Origin of the sequence: Streptomyces sp. NPDC058045, from assembly GCF_042885635.1 — a bacterium.
Lineage (GTDB): Bacteria > Actinomycetota > Actinomycetes > Streptomycetales > Streptomycetaceae > Streptomyces.
Genome location: NZ_JBHVRR010000013.1, coordinates 37258 through 51523, shown reverse-complemented (window position 1 = coordinate 51523; position 14266 = coordinate 37258). Strand labels below are relative to the sequence as shown.

Genomic DNA, 14266 nt, shown 5'->3' with positions numbered 1-14266 from the left:
CCATGACGCCAGAGCGTGCCGCCACCCCGCCGACCGCCACCTACCGGCTCCAGTTGCAGCCGGCCTTCCCGTTCGCCGCAGCCGAGCAGGCGGTGCCGCGGCTCGCCGCGCTCGGCGTCTCCCATCTGCACCTCTCCCCGCTGCTGGAGGCGGTGCCGGGCTCACCGCACGGATACGACGTGGTGGACCACGGGCGGGTGCGGGCCGAGTTGGGCGGCGAGGACGGGCTGCGGCGGCTGGCCGCCACCGCCCGCCGGCACGGCCTCGGCCTGATCGCGGACATCGTGCCCAACCACATGGCCGCCGACCCCCGCCACAACCGGGCCCTGCGGCACACCCTGCGGGAGGGCCCGCACTCCCCCTACGCCCGCTGGTTCGACGTGGACTGGGAGGCGGGCGGCGGGCGGCTGCTGCTGCCGGTACTGGCCCGCCCGCTCGGCGAGGAACTGGACGCGCTGCGCGTCGAGGACGGCGCGCTGCACTACGGCGAGCAGGTCTTCCCGCTGCGCGAGGGCACCGCCCACCTGCCGCTGCCCCGGCTGCTGGACGCCCAGTGGTACCGGCTCGGCTGGTGGCGGCTGGCCCGCACCGAGCTCAACTACCGGCGCTTCTTCACCGTGTCCGAACTGATCGGGCTGCGGGTGGAGGACGAGGAGGTCTTCCACGCCACCCACGCCACCGTGCTGCGGCTACTCGGCGAGGAGGTGCTGGACGGGCTGCGGGTCGACCACCCCGACGGCCTGGCCGACCCGGGCCGGTACCTCCAGCGGCTGCACGAGGCGAGCGGCGGCCGGTGGACGGTGGTGGAGAAGATCCTCGCCGACGGGGAGCGGCTGCCCGCCTCCTGGCCGGTCGACGGCACCACCGGCTACGACGCGCTGCGCCGGGTCGACGGAGTGCTCACCGACCCGGCGGGCGCCGGTGAACTGCTGGGCGGATACCGGCGGTTCACCGGCCGGCAGCCGGACCGCGGCGGTGACTGGGCGGCCACCGTACGGCGCGCCGCCCACCGTGTCCTCACCCGTGACCTGGCCGCCGAACTCAGCCGGCTCACCCGGGCCGCGTCCCGGCTCTGCGACCGCGACCCGGCCCGCCCCGACCACGCCCCGTGGACCTTGCACACCGCGCTGCGGGAGCTGCTGGTGCGGCTGCCGGTGTACCGTCCGTACACCCCGGGCGACGCCGCCGCACTGCTCACCGAGGAGACCACCGCCGAGGCCCGCGCCGCGTTCGCGGTGCCCGAGGAGGCGGCGGCGGTGGACACCGTACGGGCGCTGCTGACCGGGCCGGAGCGGCTGGGGGCCGAACAGGCCGCGTTCCGGGCCCGGTTCGGGCAGACCTCGTCGGCGCTGCGCGCCAAGTCGGTGGAGGACACCGCCTTCTACCGCTACACGCCGCTGCTGTCCGCGACCGAGGTCGGCGGCGATCCCGGGGCGCCCGCCGTCTCCCCGGCGGACTTCCACGCGTTCTGCACCCGGATCCAGCGGGACTGGCCGCTCACCGGCACCGTCCTCTCCACTCACGACACCAAACGCAGCGCCGATGTACGGGCCCGGATCGCGGTGCTCACCGAGTGCCCGGAGCGGTGGGCCGATCTGCTGGCCGAGGTGACGGGCGGCGGCGCCCGGCACCGGGGCGCCGCCGCCCCCGACGCGGCGCTCGCCTGGGTGGCCCGGCAGACCGCGCTGGGCCTCGGCGAACCGGACCCGGACCGCCTGCTGGGCGCCCTGCTGAAACACGTCCGCGAGGCGAAGCTCACCACCACCTGGACCGAGCCGGACGAGGCCTATGAGAAGGCGGTGGCGGACTTCGTACGGGCGGAGTTGTGCGGGCCGTCCTGGGCGGCGCTGGAGCGGCTGGCGGAGGAGGTGCGGGAGCCGGTGCGGGCGCGGGTGCTGGCGGCGGCGCTGCTGCATCTGACGATGCCGGGGGTGCCGGACCTGTACCAGGGCACCGAGGCCGAGTACCGGGCGCTGGTCGATCCGGACAATCGGCGGGTGCCGGGCGAGGACGGGGCGGAGGCGGGTGCCGGTGACCTCTCGGCGGAGAAGACCGCGCTGACCGAGGCGGCGCTGCGGCTGCGGGCCCGGCGGCCGGACCTGTTCGGGGCCGCCGCCCGCTACACCCCGCTGGACGCGGAGGGCCCCGCCGCCGCGCACTGCCTGGCCTTCGTCCGCACCGGCCAGGCGCTGACCGCGGTGACCCGCCTGCCACTGCGGCTGGTACGGGCCGGGGGCTGGCGCGGCACCGAACTGCCGCTGCCGGAGGGCCGCTGGCGCGATCTGCTCGCCCCGGACCGCACCCTCACCGGACGGGTACCGCTCACCGACCTCCTCGGCGAGTCCCCGGTCGCCCTGCTGGAACGGACGGCCTGACCAAGTCCCGTACCGGGGGCGGGCGTTGAGGGTGAGGTGCGTCTCCCGGGCTTCCGTGGCCCCCGGAGAAACGTTTCCACCTCCCTCGGGACACGGTCTGCATCAACTGTGAGTAACCGTCTTGACACAGGCCGCGTGGCATGGGGTACTGCGGGTGCGCACCGGGGGCGGGCGAGACGGGGGTGAGTTCCCTGACGGAGCAGCACTATCCCAGCGTGCCCGAACTCGCCGCGGCGGTACGGGTGTTTGCCTCGCGCCACCCCGGCCTCGGCTCGCTGCGGCAGGTGGGGCGGTCCCGGGCGGGCCGGCCGATGCTGCTGTTCTCGGTGGGGGACGCCCCTCACGCCGTACTGGTGGTGGCGGGGGCCCACGCCAACGAGCCGACCGGCGCCGCCACCCTGCTGCATCTGGCCGAACGCACCCTGCGCGAACCGGAGTTGCGTACCGGCACCGCCTGGCACTTCCTGCTCTGCGCCGACCCGGACGGGGCCTATCTGCACCACACCCCGGCGCCCCGCACCCTCTTCGACTACCACCGCGGCTTCTACCGGCCCGCCGGACCCGAACAGCCCGAGTGGTCCCCGTCGGTGCTCCCGCCGGACCGGCTGCCGCCCGAGACGCACACCCTGACCCGTGTCATCGACGAGCTGCGGCCCTACCTCCAGGTGTCCCTGCACAGCACCGATCTCGGCGGTAGCTGGGTGCAGTTGACGCGGGACATACCGGGTCTCGCGGAGCGGTTCGCCAAGTCGGCGGCACAACTGCACATCCCGGTGGAGACCGGAGCCGTGGACGCCGCCGGGTGGACAGTGTCCGGGCCCGGCGTCCAGGTCATGCCGGAGCCCGGAGCCGACGCGGCCTTCCCCAGCCTCCCCGACGACGCCCGCCGCAGCACCTGGTACCGCGCCCACCGCCACGGCGGGCTCACCGCCATCATCGAGGTACCGATGTGGGCCAGCGACCTGGTGGATGACCCGGCGCCGCACCCCGCACCCGCCGAAGCGCTGCGCCGGATCGCGGCCCGGCTGCTGCGGGACACCGGCCGGGTGCGGCAGGTGCTCACCGAGGCGGAGCCCCGACTGCCGTCCGTGGAGGGCCCGTTGGTGCGCGCGGCGCGCTGGCTGCTCGACCTGGTGCCGGGCCTCGCCGACGACTGGCGGCGCCCCCCGCCACCGGACGCCACCACCGCGTACATCAGCTCGGTGGACGCCTTCGGGCGGCGGATACCGCTGCGCGCGGCCTCGATGCTGCTACGGGCCCTGGAGCGGGCCGGAGATCCGGCGGCGCCCCACCTGGAGCGGCTGGTGGCCTCCTGGTGCGACTCCTTCGCCACGCACTTCCGGGCCCGCCGGGTCCCCCTGGCCCACCAGGTCGAGCACCAGGCCCGTACGGTCCTCGCCGCCGCCCGGCACGCGGCCCCGCCGCCCCGCTGAGACGCGCGCGGCCACGGCCACCGGAGTGCCAACAGCCCGCCAGGCAGCGGGACTTGGGCACGTCAGGAGGTGGAGACCCGGAAGGCCATGGTGCCGAAGGCGATCTGGTCGCCGTCCCGTACCACCGCCACATCCACCACCCGGCGGCCGTTGACGGTGGTGCCGTTGCTCGAACCCAGGTCCTTCAGCACCCAGACGCCGCCCTGGTGACTCAGTTCGGCGTGCGCCCTGGACACCGTCTCGTGGGTGAGGCGCAGCCCGTTGCCCGGGTCGCGGCCTATGCGCAGCGGGTGCGCGGAGGTGGGGGCGGGCAGGAGCAGCTTGGGCAGGCGCTCGCCCTGCCAGGCGCGGCGCAGCCGCACCGTGAAACCGGAGCAGGCGCGGACGGTGCCGAACACCACCCGCGCCATCGGGCCCTCGGACCGCAGATCGGCGGTCAACTGGGCCAGCTCGTCGGAGCGGCGGGCCACCAGCGCCTGCTCCATCCGCAGCACGAACGTGTCATGGGAGAGCTTGCCGCTCGCAGCGCCGTCCCGGAGCGCCTTCAGGGTCCGTTCACGTTCGGCGTCCGACATCCGCTCGGGGTGCACAGGGAACTCGGGAGACGATGTCACGCGCTTGATTGTCGGTCAGCGCGGCCGGGGTGTCCAGATCCCCCGACCACTCCCGCACCTCCCGAAGATCCACGCTGACCTGCGGAAACACCCGCGAAATCCGGTTTCGGCCGGGTGTGGGCGCAGCGCACATGGAACAGGGCTGTTACCGACGGCAAGACCGTGTCCGGAAGGTCCCGGCGGTTTTCCCGATCCCCGAGCGCGTTCCCGGCCACTGCCGCACCATGGACGCGCGGGCCCGCGCCCGGCAGGCACGGCACACGGGACGGCGCGGCAGGTACGACGACGGCACGGTGGCACCCGAGGAGAGGGACGGCAGGTGGAGTTCGAGGTGTGGGCGCCGAACGCGACCCAGGTGGCGCTGACCACGGCGGACGGGGACCGGAGCATGGCCCGCGACCCGGACCGCGACGGCTGGTGGACCGCCACCGCCGACGCGCCCGACGGCACCCGCTACGGCTTCCGGCTGGACGGCGGCCCACCGCTGCCCGATCCGCGCTCCCGCCGCCAACCGGACGGTCCGGGCGGCCTCAGTGCGGTGGTCGACCCCGACGCCCACCCCTGGCGGGCCGACTGGCCGGGCCGCGGCCTGCCCGGCGCCGTCCTGTACGAGCTCCACGTCGGCACCTTCACCCGGGAGGGCACCCTCGACGCGGCCGCCCGCCGCCTCGGCCACCTCGCCGGGCTCGGCATCACCCATGTGGAGCTGATGCCGCTCTGCCCCTTCCCCGGCCGCCACGGCTGGGGCTACGACGGGGTGGCGCCCTGGGCGGTGCACGAACCGTACGGCGGCCCGGAGGCGCTGCGCCGCTTCACCGACCGGGCGCATCAGCACGGCCTGGGCGTCGTCCTGGACGTGGTGCACAACCACCTGGGGCCGTCCGGCAACCAACTCCCGTCCTTCGGGCCGTACTTCACCGACGCGCAGCACACTCCGTGGGGCGCGGCGGTCAATCTGGACGGGCCCGGTTCGGACGAGGTCCGCGCGTACTTCATCGGCAGTGCGCTGGCCTGGCTGCGGGACTACCGGCTGGACGGGCTGCGTCTGGACGCGGTGCACGCCCTGCACGACACCCGTGCCCTGCACTTCCTGGAGGAACTCTCCACCGCGGTGGACGCACTCGCCGCCGAGGTGGACCGGCCGCTGTTCCTCATCGCCGAGTCCGACCGCAACGACCCCCGCACCATCACCCCGCGCCCCTCCGGCGGCCTCGGGCTGCACGCCCAGTGGAACGACGACTTCCATCACGCCCTGCACTGCGCGCTCACCGGTGAACACCAGGGCTACTACGGCGACTTCGCCCGCGCCCCGATCGCCGCCCTGGCGAAGACCCTCACCGGTGGCTTCTTCCACGACGGCACCTGGTCCGGCTTCCGCGGCCGCCACCACGGCCGCCCCCTGGACCGCACCCGCACCGCCGCCCACCGGCTCCTCGGCTACGCCCAGACCCACGACCAGATCGGCAACCGCGCCCTCGGCGACCGCCTCGCCGCCCACCTCTCCCCCGGCCTGCTGGCCTGCGCCGCCACCCTCGTCCTGACCGGGCCGGCGACCCCCATGCTCTTCATGGGCGAGGAGTGGGGCGCCGACACCCCGTGGCAGTACTTCACCGACCACACCGACCCGGAGCTGGCGCAGGCGGTACGCCGGGGCCGGCGGCGGGAGTTCGCCGCGCACGGCTGGGCGGAGGAGGAGGTGCCCGACCCGCAGGACCCGGCCACCCGGGACCGCTCCTGCCTCGACTGGGAGCAGCCCGGCCGCGAACCGCACGCCCGACTCCTCGCCTGGTACCACGAGTTGATCGCCCTGCGGCACGCCCGCCCCGATCTCACCGACCCGGATCTGACGGCGGTCAGCGTCGCCTACGACGAGGCGGACCGGGCCCTGCTGATGCGCCGCGGTGATCTGCGGATCGCGGTCAACCTGGGCCCGGCACCGGCCGCGATCCCCCTCGGCCCGCACCCCGCCCGCCCGCTCGCCACCTGGGACCCGGCCACCGGCCACCCCGACGAGGAGGGCGTACTGCACCTGCCGGCCGAGTCCTGCGCGGTACTCCTCCAGGGCTGACCGGGACCCCGCTCGCGCCTGAAGGTTGTCAGGGTGCGGGGCGGCGGGTGGGGAGTTCGGAGAGGCGCTCCAGCAGGATGGGCTCCCAGGCGCGCCGCTGCCAGGCCCTCAACTGCCCCAGTGGCGCCGTGCCTTGGCCCCGGAGGCGGTCCGCGAGCCGCACCAGGGCGTCGCAGCGGGCCAGCCACAGCCCGCGCAGGCAGGTCCGCGCGTCGTACCCGGCGAGGGTCGCGGCCCGTACCGCGGCCGGGGCGCCCACACAGACCGCGAGGCCCGCGATGTCCTCCGCCGGGTCGCCCACCGAGGCACCGGCCCAGCCGAGCACCCCGCGGACCCGGCCGTCGCCGCCGACCGCCAGATGGTCACCGGTGAACCGGCCGTGCACCACACAGCCCTCCGGCGGCGGTGTGAGCTGCCGTACCGCGCCCGGTGTCAACTCCCGTAGCGGCACGTCCTGTTCGTCGGAGCCGGCCAGGCTGTGGGTGGCCTCGGCGGCGCGGGCGCGCAGCGACTCCAGCGCCCGGGGCCTGCTCGCGGCGAGACCGAGGGCCGCGGCCCGCGCCACCGGCACCGTACGCAACCCCGCCAGCAGCTCCGCGAGGTCCGACTCACCGGCCGCCGACACCGGGCGCTGGTCCGCGGAGGCGCCGGGCAGCCGGGTGTCCACGCTGTAGCCGAGGCCCGGCGCCCACTCCCCGGCGGCGGCGCTCAGCGGGAGCCGCACCCCCACCCGGGACCGCACCAGATCACGCAGCCGCAGCTCACGGGCGAGCCGCCCGGTCGCGGGCCGGTCCAGGGCGAGCCGCAGCACATGCCCGCTCCCCGCCCACCAGGACAGCCGCGCCGGGTCGGCGGTGCCCAGGTCGGCCGCGGCCGGGTCCTGTTCGACCGGCCGCACCTCAAGGCCCCCGTCACCCAGCGCCGCGCGTACCAGATCACGTGCCTGCTCGGCCGTCGGCGGCTGCTGCATCCCTGTGTCGCTCCTGCCCGTCGCTCCCGCGGTCACGGGCAGCATCCTGCCCCCGCACGCACCCCCACGCGAGCGGGACACCGCGATTCCCCCGTACCGGGCCCCGGCTCAGGTGACGGCGCCCGGTACGGCCGAGAGCCGGGCGCGGGCGCCGTCGGTGCGGTGCACGGTGACGGTGATCCGGTGTCCGGGCCGGGCCTCGGACACCGCGGTGACCAGGTCGGCGGCGGTGGCCACGGGTGCCCCGTCGACGGCGGTGAGCACATCGCCGCGTACCAGGCCCGCGGTGGCTCCGGGGCCCGGCAGATGCACCCCGACCAGCAGCGCGCCCGCCCCGCCCGGCGCGTCCACCGCTTCCACGGCCAGCGTGGCCCGCCCGGCGCCGGGGTCCGACGCGGGCGCGGCACCGGCCCCCGGAGTACCGGAGGCGCTCATGGGGTGGGCGCCGACCGCACGGTGCGTACGGGGTGCGGCGGAGGGGGTGGTGGGGTGCGCGGGGGTGGTCGCGTGGTGCTGGTCGGCGAGCTTGCCGAGGCCGATCACCGTGGCGCCCACCGTGCCGAGGCCGACGCCCGACAGCAGCAGGGCGGCGCCGCACACCGTACCGAGCAGCAGGGTGAGCAGCCGGCGGCGCCGACGGACGCGGACCCGGGGAGCGCTCTGCTCCCGTCCCCCGCCGGGGCGGGGCGCGGTGGCGCGGCGACGGCCGGGCAGGGGCCTCGGCCGCAGTGCGCTCTGTTCCATGACTCGCCTCCACAGAGAGTCCGTCCGTACGAGAAACCACCGGGGACCGGCCGGGGCGGGACCGGACGGCGGGGGAAGGCCCGGGAACTCGGCTCGCCGCCCGTCCGTTGACCCGCGTGAGACCCCGCAGTTCCCCCGTCTGCGGGGTCTCGTCGACCGCCTCCCCGCTCAGCCCTGCACGGCCAGGAGGGCTCCCGGCAGCAGGGGCGCCGCGTGGACCGCGGGCGGGACCAGGTTCCGCGCCAGGTCGGCCTCCCGGTAGCGGCGGCACTCGCGGTGCCACTTGAGGATGCCCGCGAGCCAGTTCTCCAGCTCCCGCACATAGCCGTCGAGCACCTCACGTGCCTCCGCCGAGAGCTTGAAGTCCTCGTACAGCACCGGGAGTTCATGCGCGGCGACATGCTGGAACTGCTGCATCCGCTGCACCATCAGATCGGCGACGACCCGCTGCGCCCGCTCCCGGTCGCAGCCGAAGAAGTTCTGCACCACCAGCACCGCGTTGTGGATCTCGCCCTCGTACTCGATCTCCTTCTGGTACGAGAAGATGTCGTTGAGCAGGCAGGCGTAGTCGACCGCGGAGTTCTCCAGGGCGCGTACCGGGCCGCTGCGGTAGACCTCGGGCGGGACGGCGGGGCCGTGGCCGAGGCGGCACAGGCTCATCGTCAGATCGGAGCCGAAGGTGGCGCGGCGCATCTCCAGGTAGTCCACCGGGTCCGGGACGCGGTGCTGCGCCTGGTTGGCCAGCTCCCACAGCCAGCTCTCGGTCATCACCTCGACCGAGGCGCGCAGCGGGCCCCGTTCCTCCGGTGTCATGTCGGCGGTGGTGCGCCGCCACAGGTCGGCCAGGCCGCGTTCCAGCGCGTTGGCCGGCGGCGGCACCTCGCCCCCGTCGACCGGCATACACGCGGAGAGCCGCTCGGTGCACACCGCGGCCCCGGCCAGGTCCCGGCGGGCGCCGAAGACCACCGGGTAGTAGTCGTCGCCGTAGGTGCCCCAGGCGAGCCAGGCACTGCTGAGGTCGAGTCCCTCCTCGGTGGCGTCGGGGTGGATACCGGCGGCGCACAGCGGCAGGTCGAAGGCGTCCAGCTTGCGTTCGTCCCAGATGCCCTCGGAGAGGATGCCGTTGCGGTGCGACCACCGGGTCAGCCGGTGCCGGGCGCCCTCCAGATGCGGGCTGAGGGTGACGGTGAACGGCATGGCGAAGTCGGGCAGTTGGGTGGGTGCGACGCGCTGGAACGGTACATGGGTGTGGCGCCGCATCCGGTCCGCTCCGGCCGCCGCGAGCAGTGCCCGTACATCGGTGCTCGCGGTGCCGAGGCCGGTGGGGCCGCCGAGCGGGGAGGAGGTGAGCGCGCCCTCGTTCATATAGCGGCTGGAGCGCAGATGCCACTCATGGCCGCCGGACTGCCAGTCCTGGAGGCCCTGGGTGTACGCGGCGACGGCGGCGACCTGGTCCGGGCTGAGGCCCTTGACGGCGGCGAGCGCGGGGACCTCGGTGAGCGCGGTGTGCTCGAACTGCTGCAACCGCGAGGTCAGTACGTCGTTGACGAGGTCCGCGGCCTCCTGGGTGCCGCAGTCGAAGAAGGTCTCCAACACCAGTACGCCGTTGCTGAGTTCACCCTCGTCCTCCACCTCGCGCTGGTAGGAGAAGAGGTCGTTGCGCAGATGGACCGCGTCCGAGAAGGTCTCCATCAGGACCCGCAGCGCCCGCTCCGACGCGACCTCGGCGGGCACCTCGGCGGTGGCGTACTCGACCAGGCCCGCCGACCAGGGGGCGCCGCCCACCTTGCGGCGCATCTCGATGTACTCGACCGGGTTGGCCACCCGGCCCTCGTTGATGTTGGACAGCTCCCACATGGACTCGTTGAGGAGGTGTTCGGTGCTCTCGGCGAAGCGGCGGCGCCAGTCGGCGGACATCGCGGGCACGGTCCGCGTCCACAGGTCGGCCAGCCCGGCCTCGACCGGATTGGTGGGCTCCGGCATCCCGGCGGCCGGGTCCTGCGGCATGAACAGCGGCAACCGGTCCAGGTAGTCCCGGCCGCCGGCCCGGTCCTGGCTGCGCTTGAAGGTCTCCAGGAAGTGGTCGTCGAAGAAGAAGACCCACACATACCAGTCGGTGATCAGGGACAGCGCGGTCCCGTCGCAGTCGGGGTGGGTGTACGCGCAGAGCAGTGCGTAGTCGTGCGCCTCCAGGTCGGCCGGCTCCCAGATCCCGGACCCTTCGAGCATCCCCATGGTGCGGGCCCAGTCACGGGTGTGCGCACGGGCCTCTTCCAGGTGCGGGTTCAGTCGGGCGGGGTGCGGCAGGTAGAACTGCGGTAGTTGGAACGGCTGATTCATGGCCCGGCCCTACCCGTGCCCCCCAACCCTCATCCGGCACCGGCCTGTTGATCCCCTGATCGCGTGAACCAGGCATGAACGGGGGCGAGTTGGGGAAGGGGGCGGGTTCGGGTTCAGCCGGGGTGTACCGGCGGCCGGGCCGGCAGAGAATGCCGTTCAGTCCTGGGCAGGCTCCAGGCGGAGGGAGAGGGAGTTGATGCAGTAGCGCTGGTCGGTGGGGGTGGGGTAGCCCTCGCCCTCGAAGACATGGCCGAGGTGGGAGCCGCAGCGGGCGCAGCGGACCTCGGTGCGGACCATGCCGTGCGAGCGGTCCTGGAGCAGCTCCACGGCGCCGGTGTCCTTCGGGTCGAAGAAGGACGGCCAGCCGCAGTGGGAGGCGAACTTGGTCTCGGAGGTGAAGAGTTCGGCTCCGCAGGCGCGGCAGGAGTAGATGCCGCGCGTCCTGGTGTCGGTGTACTCGCCGGTGAACGCGGGCTCGGTGCCGGCCTGGCGCAGCACGGTGTACTCCGCCGGGCTCAGCTCGGCCCGCCATTCCTCGTCGGGCTTCTGCACGTCGTACGTCATGGTGATCCGTACCTCTCCGGTGCTTCGACTACTGGGCCAGGCGGTCCAGGATCCGCGGGCCGAGGTCGGTGACGTCGCCCGCTCCCATGGTGAGAACGAGATCGCCGGGCTTCGCCATTCCCGCGACCAGCTCGGCGACGGCCCCTCGGTCGTGCACGGCCTGCACATCGGCGCCCGCGGCACGGGCCGCGTCGACGACCAGGTCGCTGGTGACACCGGGGATCGGGTCCTCGCGCGCCGGATAGACGTCCAGCACGAGGGAGGCGTCGGCGAGGGCGAGCGCGGCGCCCATCTCGGCGCCCAGCTCCCGGGTGCGGGAGAAGAGGTGCGGCTGGAAGACGGCGAGGAGCCGGGAGCCGGCGGCGGCGCCGCGGATGGCGTCCAGGTCGGCGGTCATCTCGCTGGGGTGGTGCGCGTAGGAGTCGATGACCTGCACACCGCCCTGCTCGCCCTTGAGCTGGAGCCGCCGCTGGACTCCGGTGTACGAGCCGAGGGCGGTGGCGAGGTCGGCGGCGGGCACCCCTAGCGCGGTGCCGGAGGCGAGGGCGGCGACCGCGTTGTGCGCGTAGTGCCGGCCGGGCACCGAGACGGTGAAGGTGTGCTCGGTGCCGTCGAGGAGGACGGTGACCTCGCTGCGCAGGCCCTGCGGCACCACCGAGCGGATCCGCACATCGGCGTCGGCGGACTCGCCGTAGGTCACCACCCGGACATGTTCGCCGGTGAGGCGGCGGGTGAGGTCGCGGGCGCCGGGGTGGTCGGCGGAGACGACCAGGGTGCCGCCGTCGATGATGCGCCCGGTGAACGTCTCGAAGGAGTCGTGGATCTCCTCGATGGAGGCGTAGTTGGCGTGGTGGTCGAGCTCCACGTTGAGGATGACGGCGACCTCGGGCGCGTACTTGTGGAAGCTGCGGTCGCTCTCGTCGGCCTCGGCGACGAAGATCTCGCCGGTGCCGTGGTGGGCGTTGGAGCCGGGCCCGTCCAGGTCGCCGCCGATGGCGTACGACGGGTCGAGGCCGAGGGTGGTGAGGGCGACGGCCAGCATCGAGGTGGTGGTGGTCTTGCCGTGGGTGCCGGCGACGGCGAGCGGGCGCAGGCCGTCCATGAGCGCGGCGAGCGCGTCGGAGCGGTGCACCACGGGGATGCCGAGGGCGGCGGCGCGGGCCAGTTCCGGATTGTCCGCGCGGATCGCGGAGGAGACGACCACACAACTGGCGTCCTCGGCGAGGTGGTCCGCGGCGTGGCCGAGGTGCACGGTGGCGCCCTGGGCGCGCAGCGCCTCGACGGCGGCGGACTCGCGGGCGTCGCTGCCGGCGACGGCGGCACCGCGCTGGGCGAGGATCTTGGCGATGCCCGACATTCCGGCGCCGCCGATGCCGATGAAGTGCGGTCGGTCCATGGCGGCAGGAAGGCCGGGTGCCATAGGTGTCTCCCCTGGTGCTGGCGCCGCCGGTCCGGCCGGGGCGCTGGTGTGCTGCGGCTGCCGTCCGCCCCGGCGCGCTGCGGCGGCCGGGGCGGAGCGGGCCCAGCCTATGCCTTGCTGTGGGAGAAGAGTTTCAGTACCGGCACCCCGACCTTGTGGCGGGCGCGGGAGGCCCAGTCCCGGTGGAAGAACTCCTCCACGTAGTGCGGATCGGTCAGCACGATCACCTCGTCCGCGCCGGCCTCCTCCACGATGTCCTTGAGCGCGTCCAGCGGATGCGTCTCGGCCAGGCGCCCCTCGGCCTGGCAGCCCGCCTGGTGCAGGGCGCTGAGGGAGACCTGGAGGGCGCGGGTCGCGGGTTCGGTGGCCGCGTCGCCCTCCGGGGTCTCGCGTTCCCTGGCGGCCTCGTCCAGCTCGCCCATCGCCACGTCGTCGATGGCTCTCAGGAGCCGGTCCGCCTGGTCGCCCCGTGGCTGGAGCAGCACCTGGAAGGTGACCTCCTCCTCCCCGTGCAGGGTGGTCACGAACTCCACGTCTGCGGACGTCAGAGCCTTCTCGATCATCAGTACGCTTGTGAACACGTCGGAGCCCTTTCCTCCACGGGCCGGTACGGCCCCTGCTGAAACCATCCTGCTCCCCTCACACCGGAAGCAGCGAGACTCAGTGTGCCCGGACTCAGCTAACCGGAACGACGTATTCCGGTTATTGGGCACTCGAACTGTGGTGCGGAACGGTACGCCGGAAGCGGGAATACGCCGAGGTGGCGAGGGGTGGCGAGAAGTGGCGAAGACCCCGGGACGGCGGCCGGCGGGCGGTGCGCGGCACCGTGCGGCGGGGCCGGAACGGGGGTGCGGCAGGGGGTGCGCGCCGGGGGCCGGGAGGCCGGAGCCGGCGCGCGCTCAGGTCCCGTGGCGCGGTCGCCGGTAGCGGGTGAAGAGGAAGCCGTCCTCCTCCAGGACCGACACCAGCTCCAGCCGGGACGGGACCGCCACCGCAGGCCCGCCCGCGATCCGCTGCGCCTGCCCCGCCGCCAGCATCGGCGACACCGTGAGGCACAGCTCGTCCACCGCGTCGACCGCGACGAACTCGCCCAGCAGCCGCGGCCCGCCCTCCAACAGCAGCCGCGTCAGGCCCCGTTGGGCCAGCGCGCCCACCACCCGGGCCGGGTCCGCACCGGCGCCCTCGCCCGCCGCCACCACCTCCACCCCCGCGGCCCGCGCCGCCGACACCCGGTCCTCGGGCGCCCTGGCACCGGTCACCACCAGCGTCGGCACCAGCGGCCGGGAGAACAGCGGCAGCGAGAAGTCCAGATCGAGCGAGGCGCTGACGACGGCGATCGCCGGGGCGGGCCCCTGCCCGGCCGCCGCCCGCCGCCCGGCGAAGGCCTCCCGGGCGCGGGCCGGGCGGTACTCCTCCTGCCGCACCGTCTGCGCGCCCACCACGATCACGTCCGCCAGGGCCCGCAGCACCCCGAAGATCCGCATATCGGCGGTGCCGGAGAGGGGGGCCGAGTGGCCGTCGTGCTGGCCCGCGCCGTCCAGGGTGGACACCATGTTGGCCCGCAGCCAGCTCGCCGCGGGACCGGTCTCCTGCGGGTAGGCGTAAGCCTCGGCCAGCTCCGGCAGCGGCCACTCCCCGCCGTCCCCTTGGTCCGATCCGCGCCGCGGGCCGCCGGGCGGGGCGGCCGCTGTCTGATCGGTCACAGGGAACAGTCGTCGCATGTGATGCAGTCTCCCAC

Annotated in this window: 11 protein-coding genes; 3 read left to right on the top strand and 8 right to left on the bottom strand. The window is 74.4% G+C overall.

The genetic code is table 11. The features are described 5' to 3' along the window. Positions 1–2 precede the first annotated feature (2 nt). Together treY and ACFVST_RS11130 are read left to right on the top strand one after the other, a co-directional pair. Positions 3–2375: a malto-oligosyltrehalose synthase gene (gene treY, locus ACFVST_RS11135; RefSeq protein WP_390149129.1), complete on the top strand. Its 2373-nt coding sequence runs from the start codon at positions 3–5 to the stop codon at positions 2373–2375. 182 nt (positions 2376–2557) lie between these two features. After that, a complete protein-coding gene (locus tag ACFVST_RS11130; protein ID WP_390149127.1) occupies positions 2558–3808 on the top strand; it encodes a M14 family zinc carboxypeptidase in 1251 nt (416 codons plus the stop codon). A gap of 62 nt (positions 3809–3870) precedes the next feature. On the opposite strand, the gene ACFVST_RS11125 is transcribed toward ACFVST_RS11130, so the two are convergent. After that, positions 3871–4422 (bottom strand): FHA domain-containing protein, encoded by a 552-nt coding sequence (locus ACFVST_RS11125; protein ID WP_390149125.1) that lies wholly within the window; start codon positions 4420–4422, stop codon positions 3871–3873. Between the two features lie 319 nt (positions 4423–4741). Between ACFVST_RS11125 and treZ the strand changes: the two genes are divergently transcribed. Continuing rightward, the gene (treZ, locus tag ACFVST_RS11120) at positions 4742–6490 is read left to right on the top strand and encodes a malto-oligosyltrehalose trehalohydrolase (protein WP_390149123.1); all 1749 of its coding nucleotides are present in this window, start codon (positions 4742–4744) and stop codon (positions 6488–6490) included. 28 nt (positions 6491–6518) lie between these two features. On the opposite strand, the gene ACFVST_RS11115 is transcribed toward treZ, so the two are convergent. The 7 genes from ACFVST_RS11115 to ACFVST_RS11085 all read right to left on the bottom strand — a co-directional run bounded on the left by ACFVST_RS11115 (position 6519) and on the right by ACFVST_RS11085 (position 14249). Further along, positions 6519–7460, bottom strand: coding sequence for an aminoglycoside phosphotransferase family protein (locus tag ACFVST_RS11115; protein WP_390149121.1), 942 nt, complete (start codon positions 7458–7460; stop codon positions 6519–6521). Between the two features lie 108 nt (positions 7461–7568). Continuing rightward, positions 7569–8204, bottom strand: a complete 636-nt coding sequence (locus tag ACFVST_RS11110; RefSeq protein ID WP_390149119.1) for a PDZ domain-containing protein — start codon at positions 8202–8204, stop codon at positions 7569–7571. Between the two features lie 168 nt (positions 8205–8372). Then, positions 8373–10544, bottom strand: a complete 2172-nt coding sequence (gene cyc2 / locus ACFVST_RS11105) for a germacradienol/geosmin synthase Cyc2 (protein WP_390149117.1) — start codon at positions 10542–10544, stop codon at positions 8373–8375. A 156-nt stretch (positions 10545–10700) separates the two neighbouring features. Continuing rightward, complete coding sequence (gene msrB, locus ACFVST_RS11100) at positions 10701–11108, bottom strand: peptide-methionine (R)-S-oxide reductase MsrB (protein ID WP_390149115.1); 408 nt, start codon at positions 11106–11108, stop codon at positions 10701–10703. Between the two features lie 28 nt (positions 11109–11136). Beyond that, on the bottom strand, positions 11137–12528 hold the full coding sequence (murC, locus tag ACFVST_RS11095) for a UDP-N-acetylmuramate--L-alanine ligase (RefSeq protein ID WP_390149113.1): 1392 nt from the start codon (positions 12526–12528) through the stop codon (positions 11137–11139). 107 nt (positions 12529–12635) lie between these two features. Next, entirely contained in the window at positions 12636–13109 is a 474-nt protein-coding gene (locus ACFVST_RS11090) for an indole-3-glycerol phosphate synthase (protein WP_390149111.1), read from the bottom strand. 318 nt (positions 13110–13427) lie between these two features. Continuing rightward, the gene (locus ACFVST_RS11085) at positions 13428–14249 is read right to left on the bottom strand and encodes a pyrimidine reductase family protein (RefSeq protein ID WP_390149109.1); all 822 of its coding nucleotides are present in this window, start codon (positions 14247–14249) and stop codon (positions 13428–13430) included. Between the last annotated feature and the right edge of the window lie 17 nt (positions 14250–14266).

Coding starts and splice junctions, on each gene's coding strand:
- msrB (WP_390149115.1), bottom strand. CDS start 11,108: ATGACGTACGACGTGCAGAAGCCCGACGAGGAATGGCGGGCCGAGCTG.
- ACFVST_RS11115 (WP_390149121.1), bottom strand. CDS start 7,460: ATGCAGCAGCCGCCGACGGCCGAGCAGGCACGTGATCTGGTACGCGCG.
- ACFVST_RS11085 (WP_390149109.1), bottom strand. CDS start 14,249: ATGCGACGACTGTTCCCTGTGACCGATCAGACAGCGGCCGCCCCGCCC.
- cyc2 (WP_390149117.1), bottom strand. CDS start 10,544: ATGAATCAGCCGTTCCAACTACCGCAGTTCTACCTGCCGCACCCCGCC.
- ACFVST_RS11110 (WP_390149119.1), bottom strand. CDS start 8,204: ATGGAACAGAGCGCACTGCGGCCGAGGCCCCTGCCCGGCCGTCGCCGC.
- murC (WP_390149113.1), bottom strand. CDS start 12,528: ATGGCACCCGGCCTTCCTGCCGCCATGGACCGACCGCACTTCATCGGC.
- treY (WP_390149129.1), top strand. CDS start 3: ATGACGCCAGAGCGTGCCGCCACCCCGCCGACCGCCACCTACCGGCTC.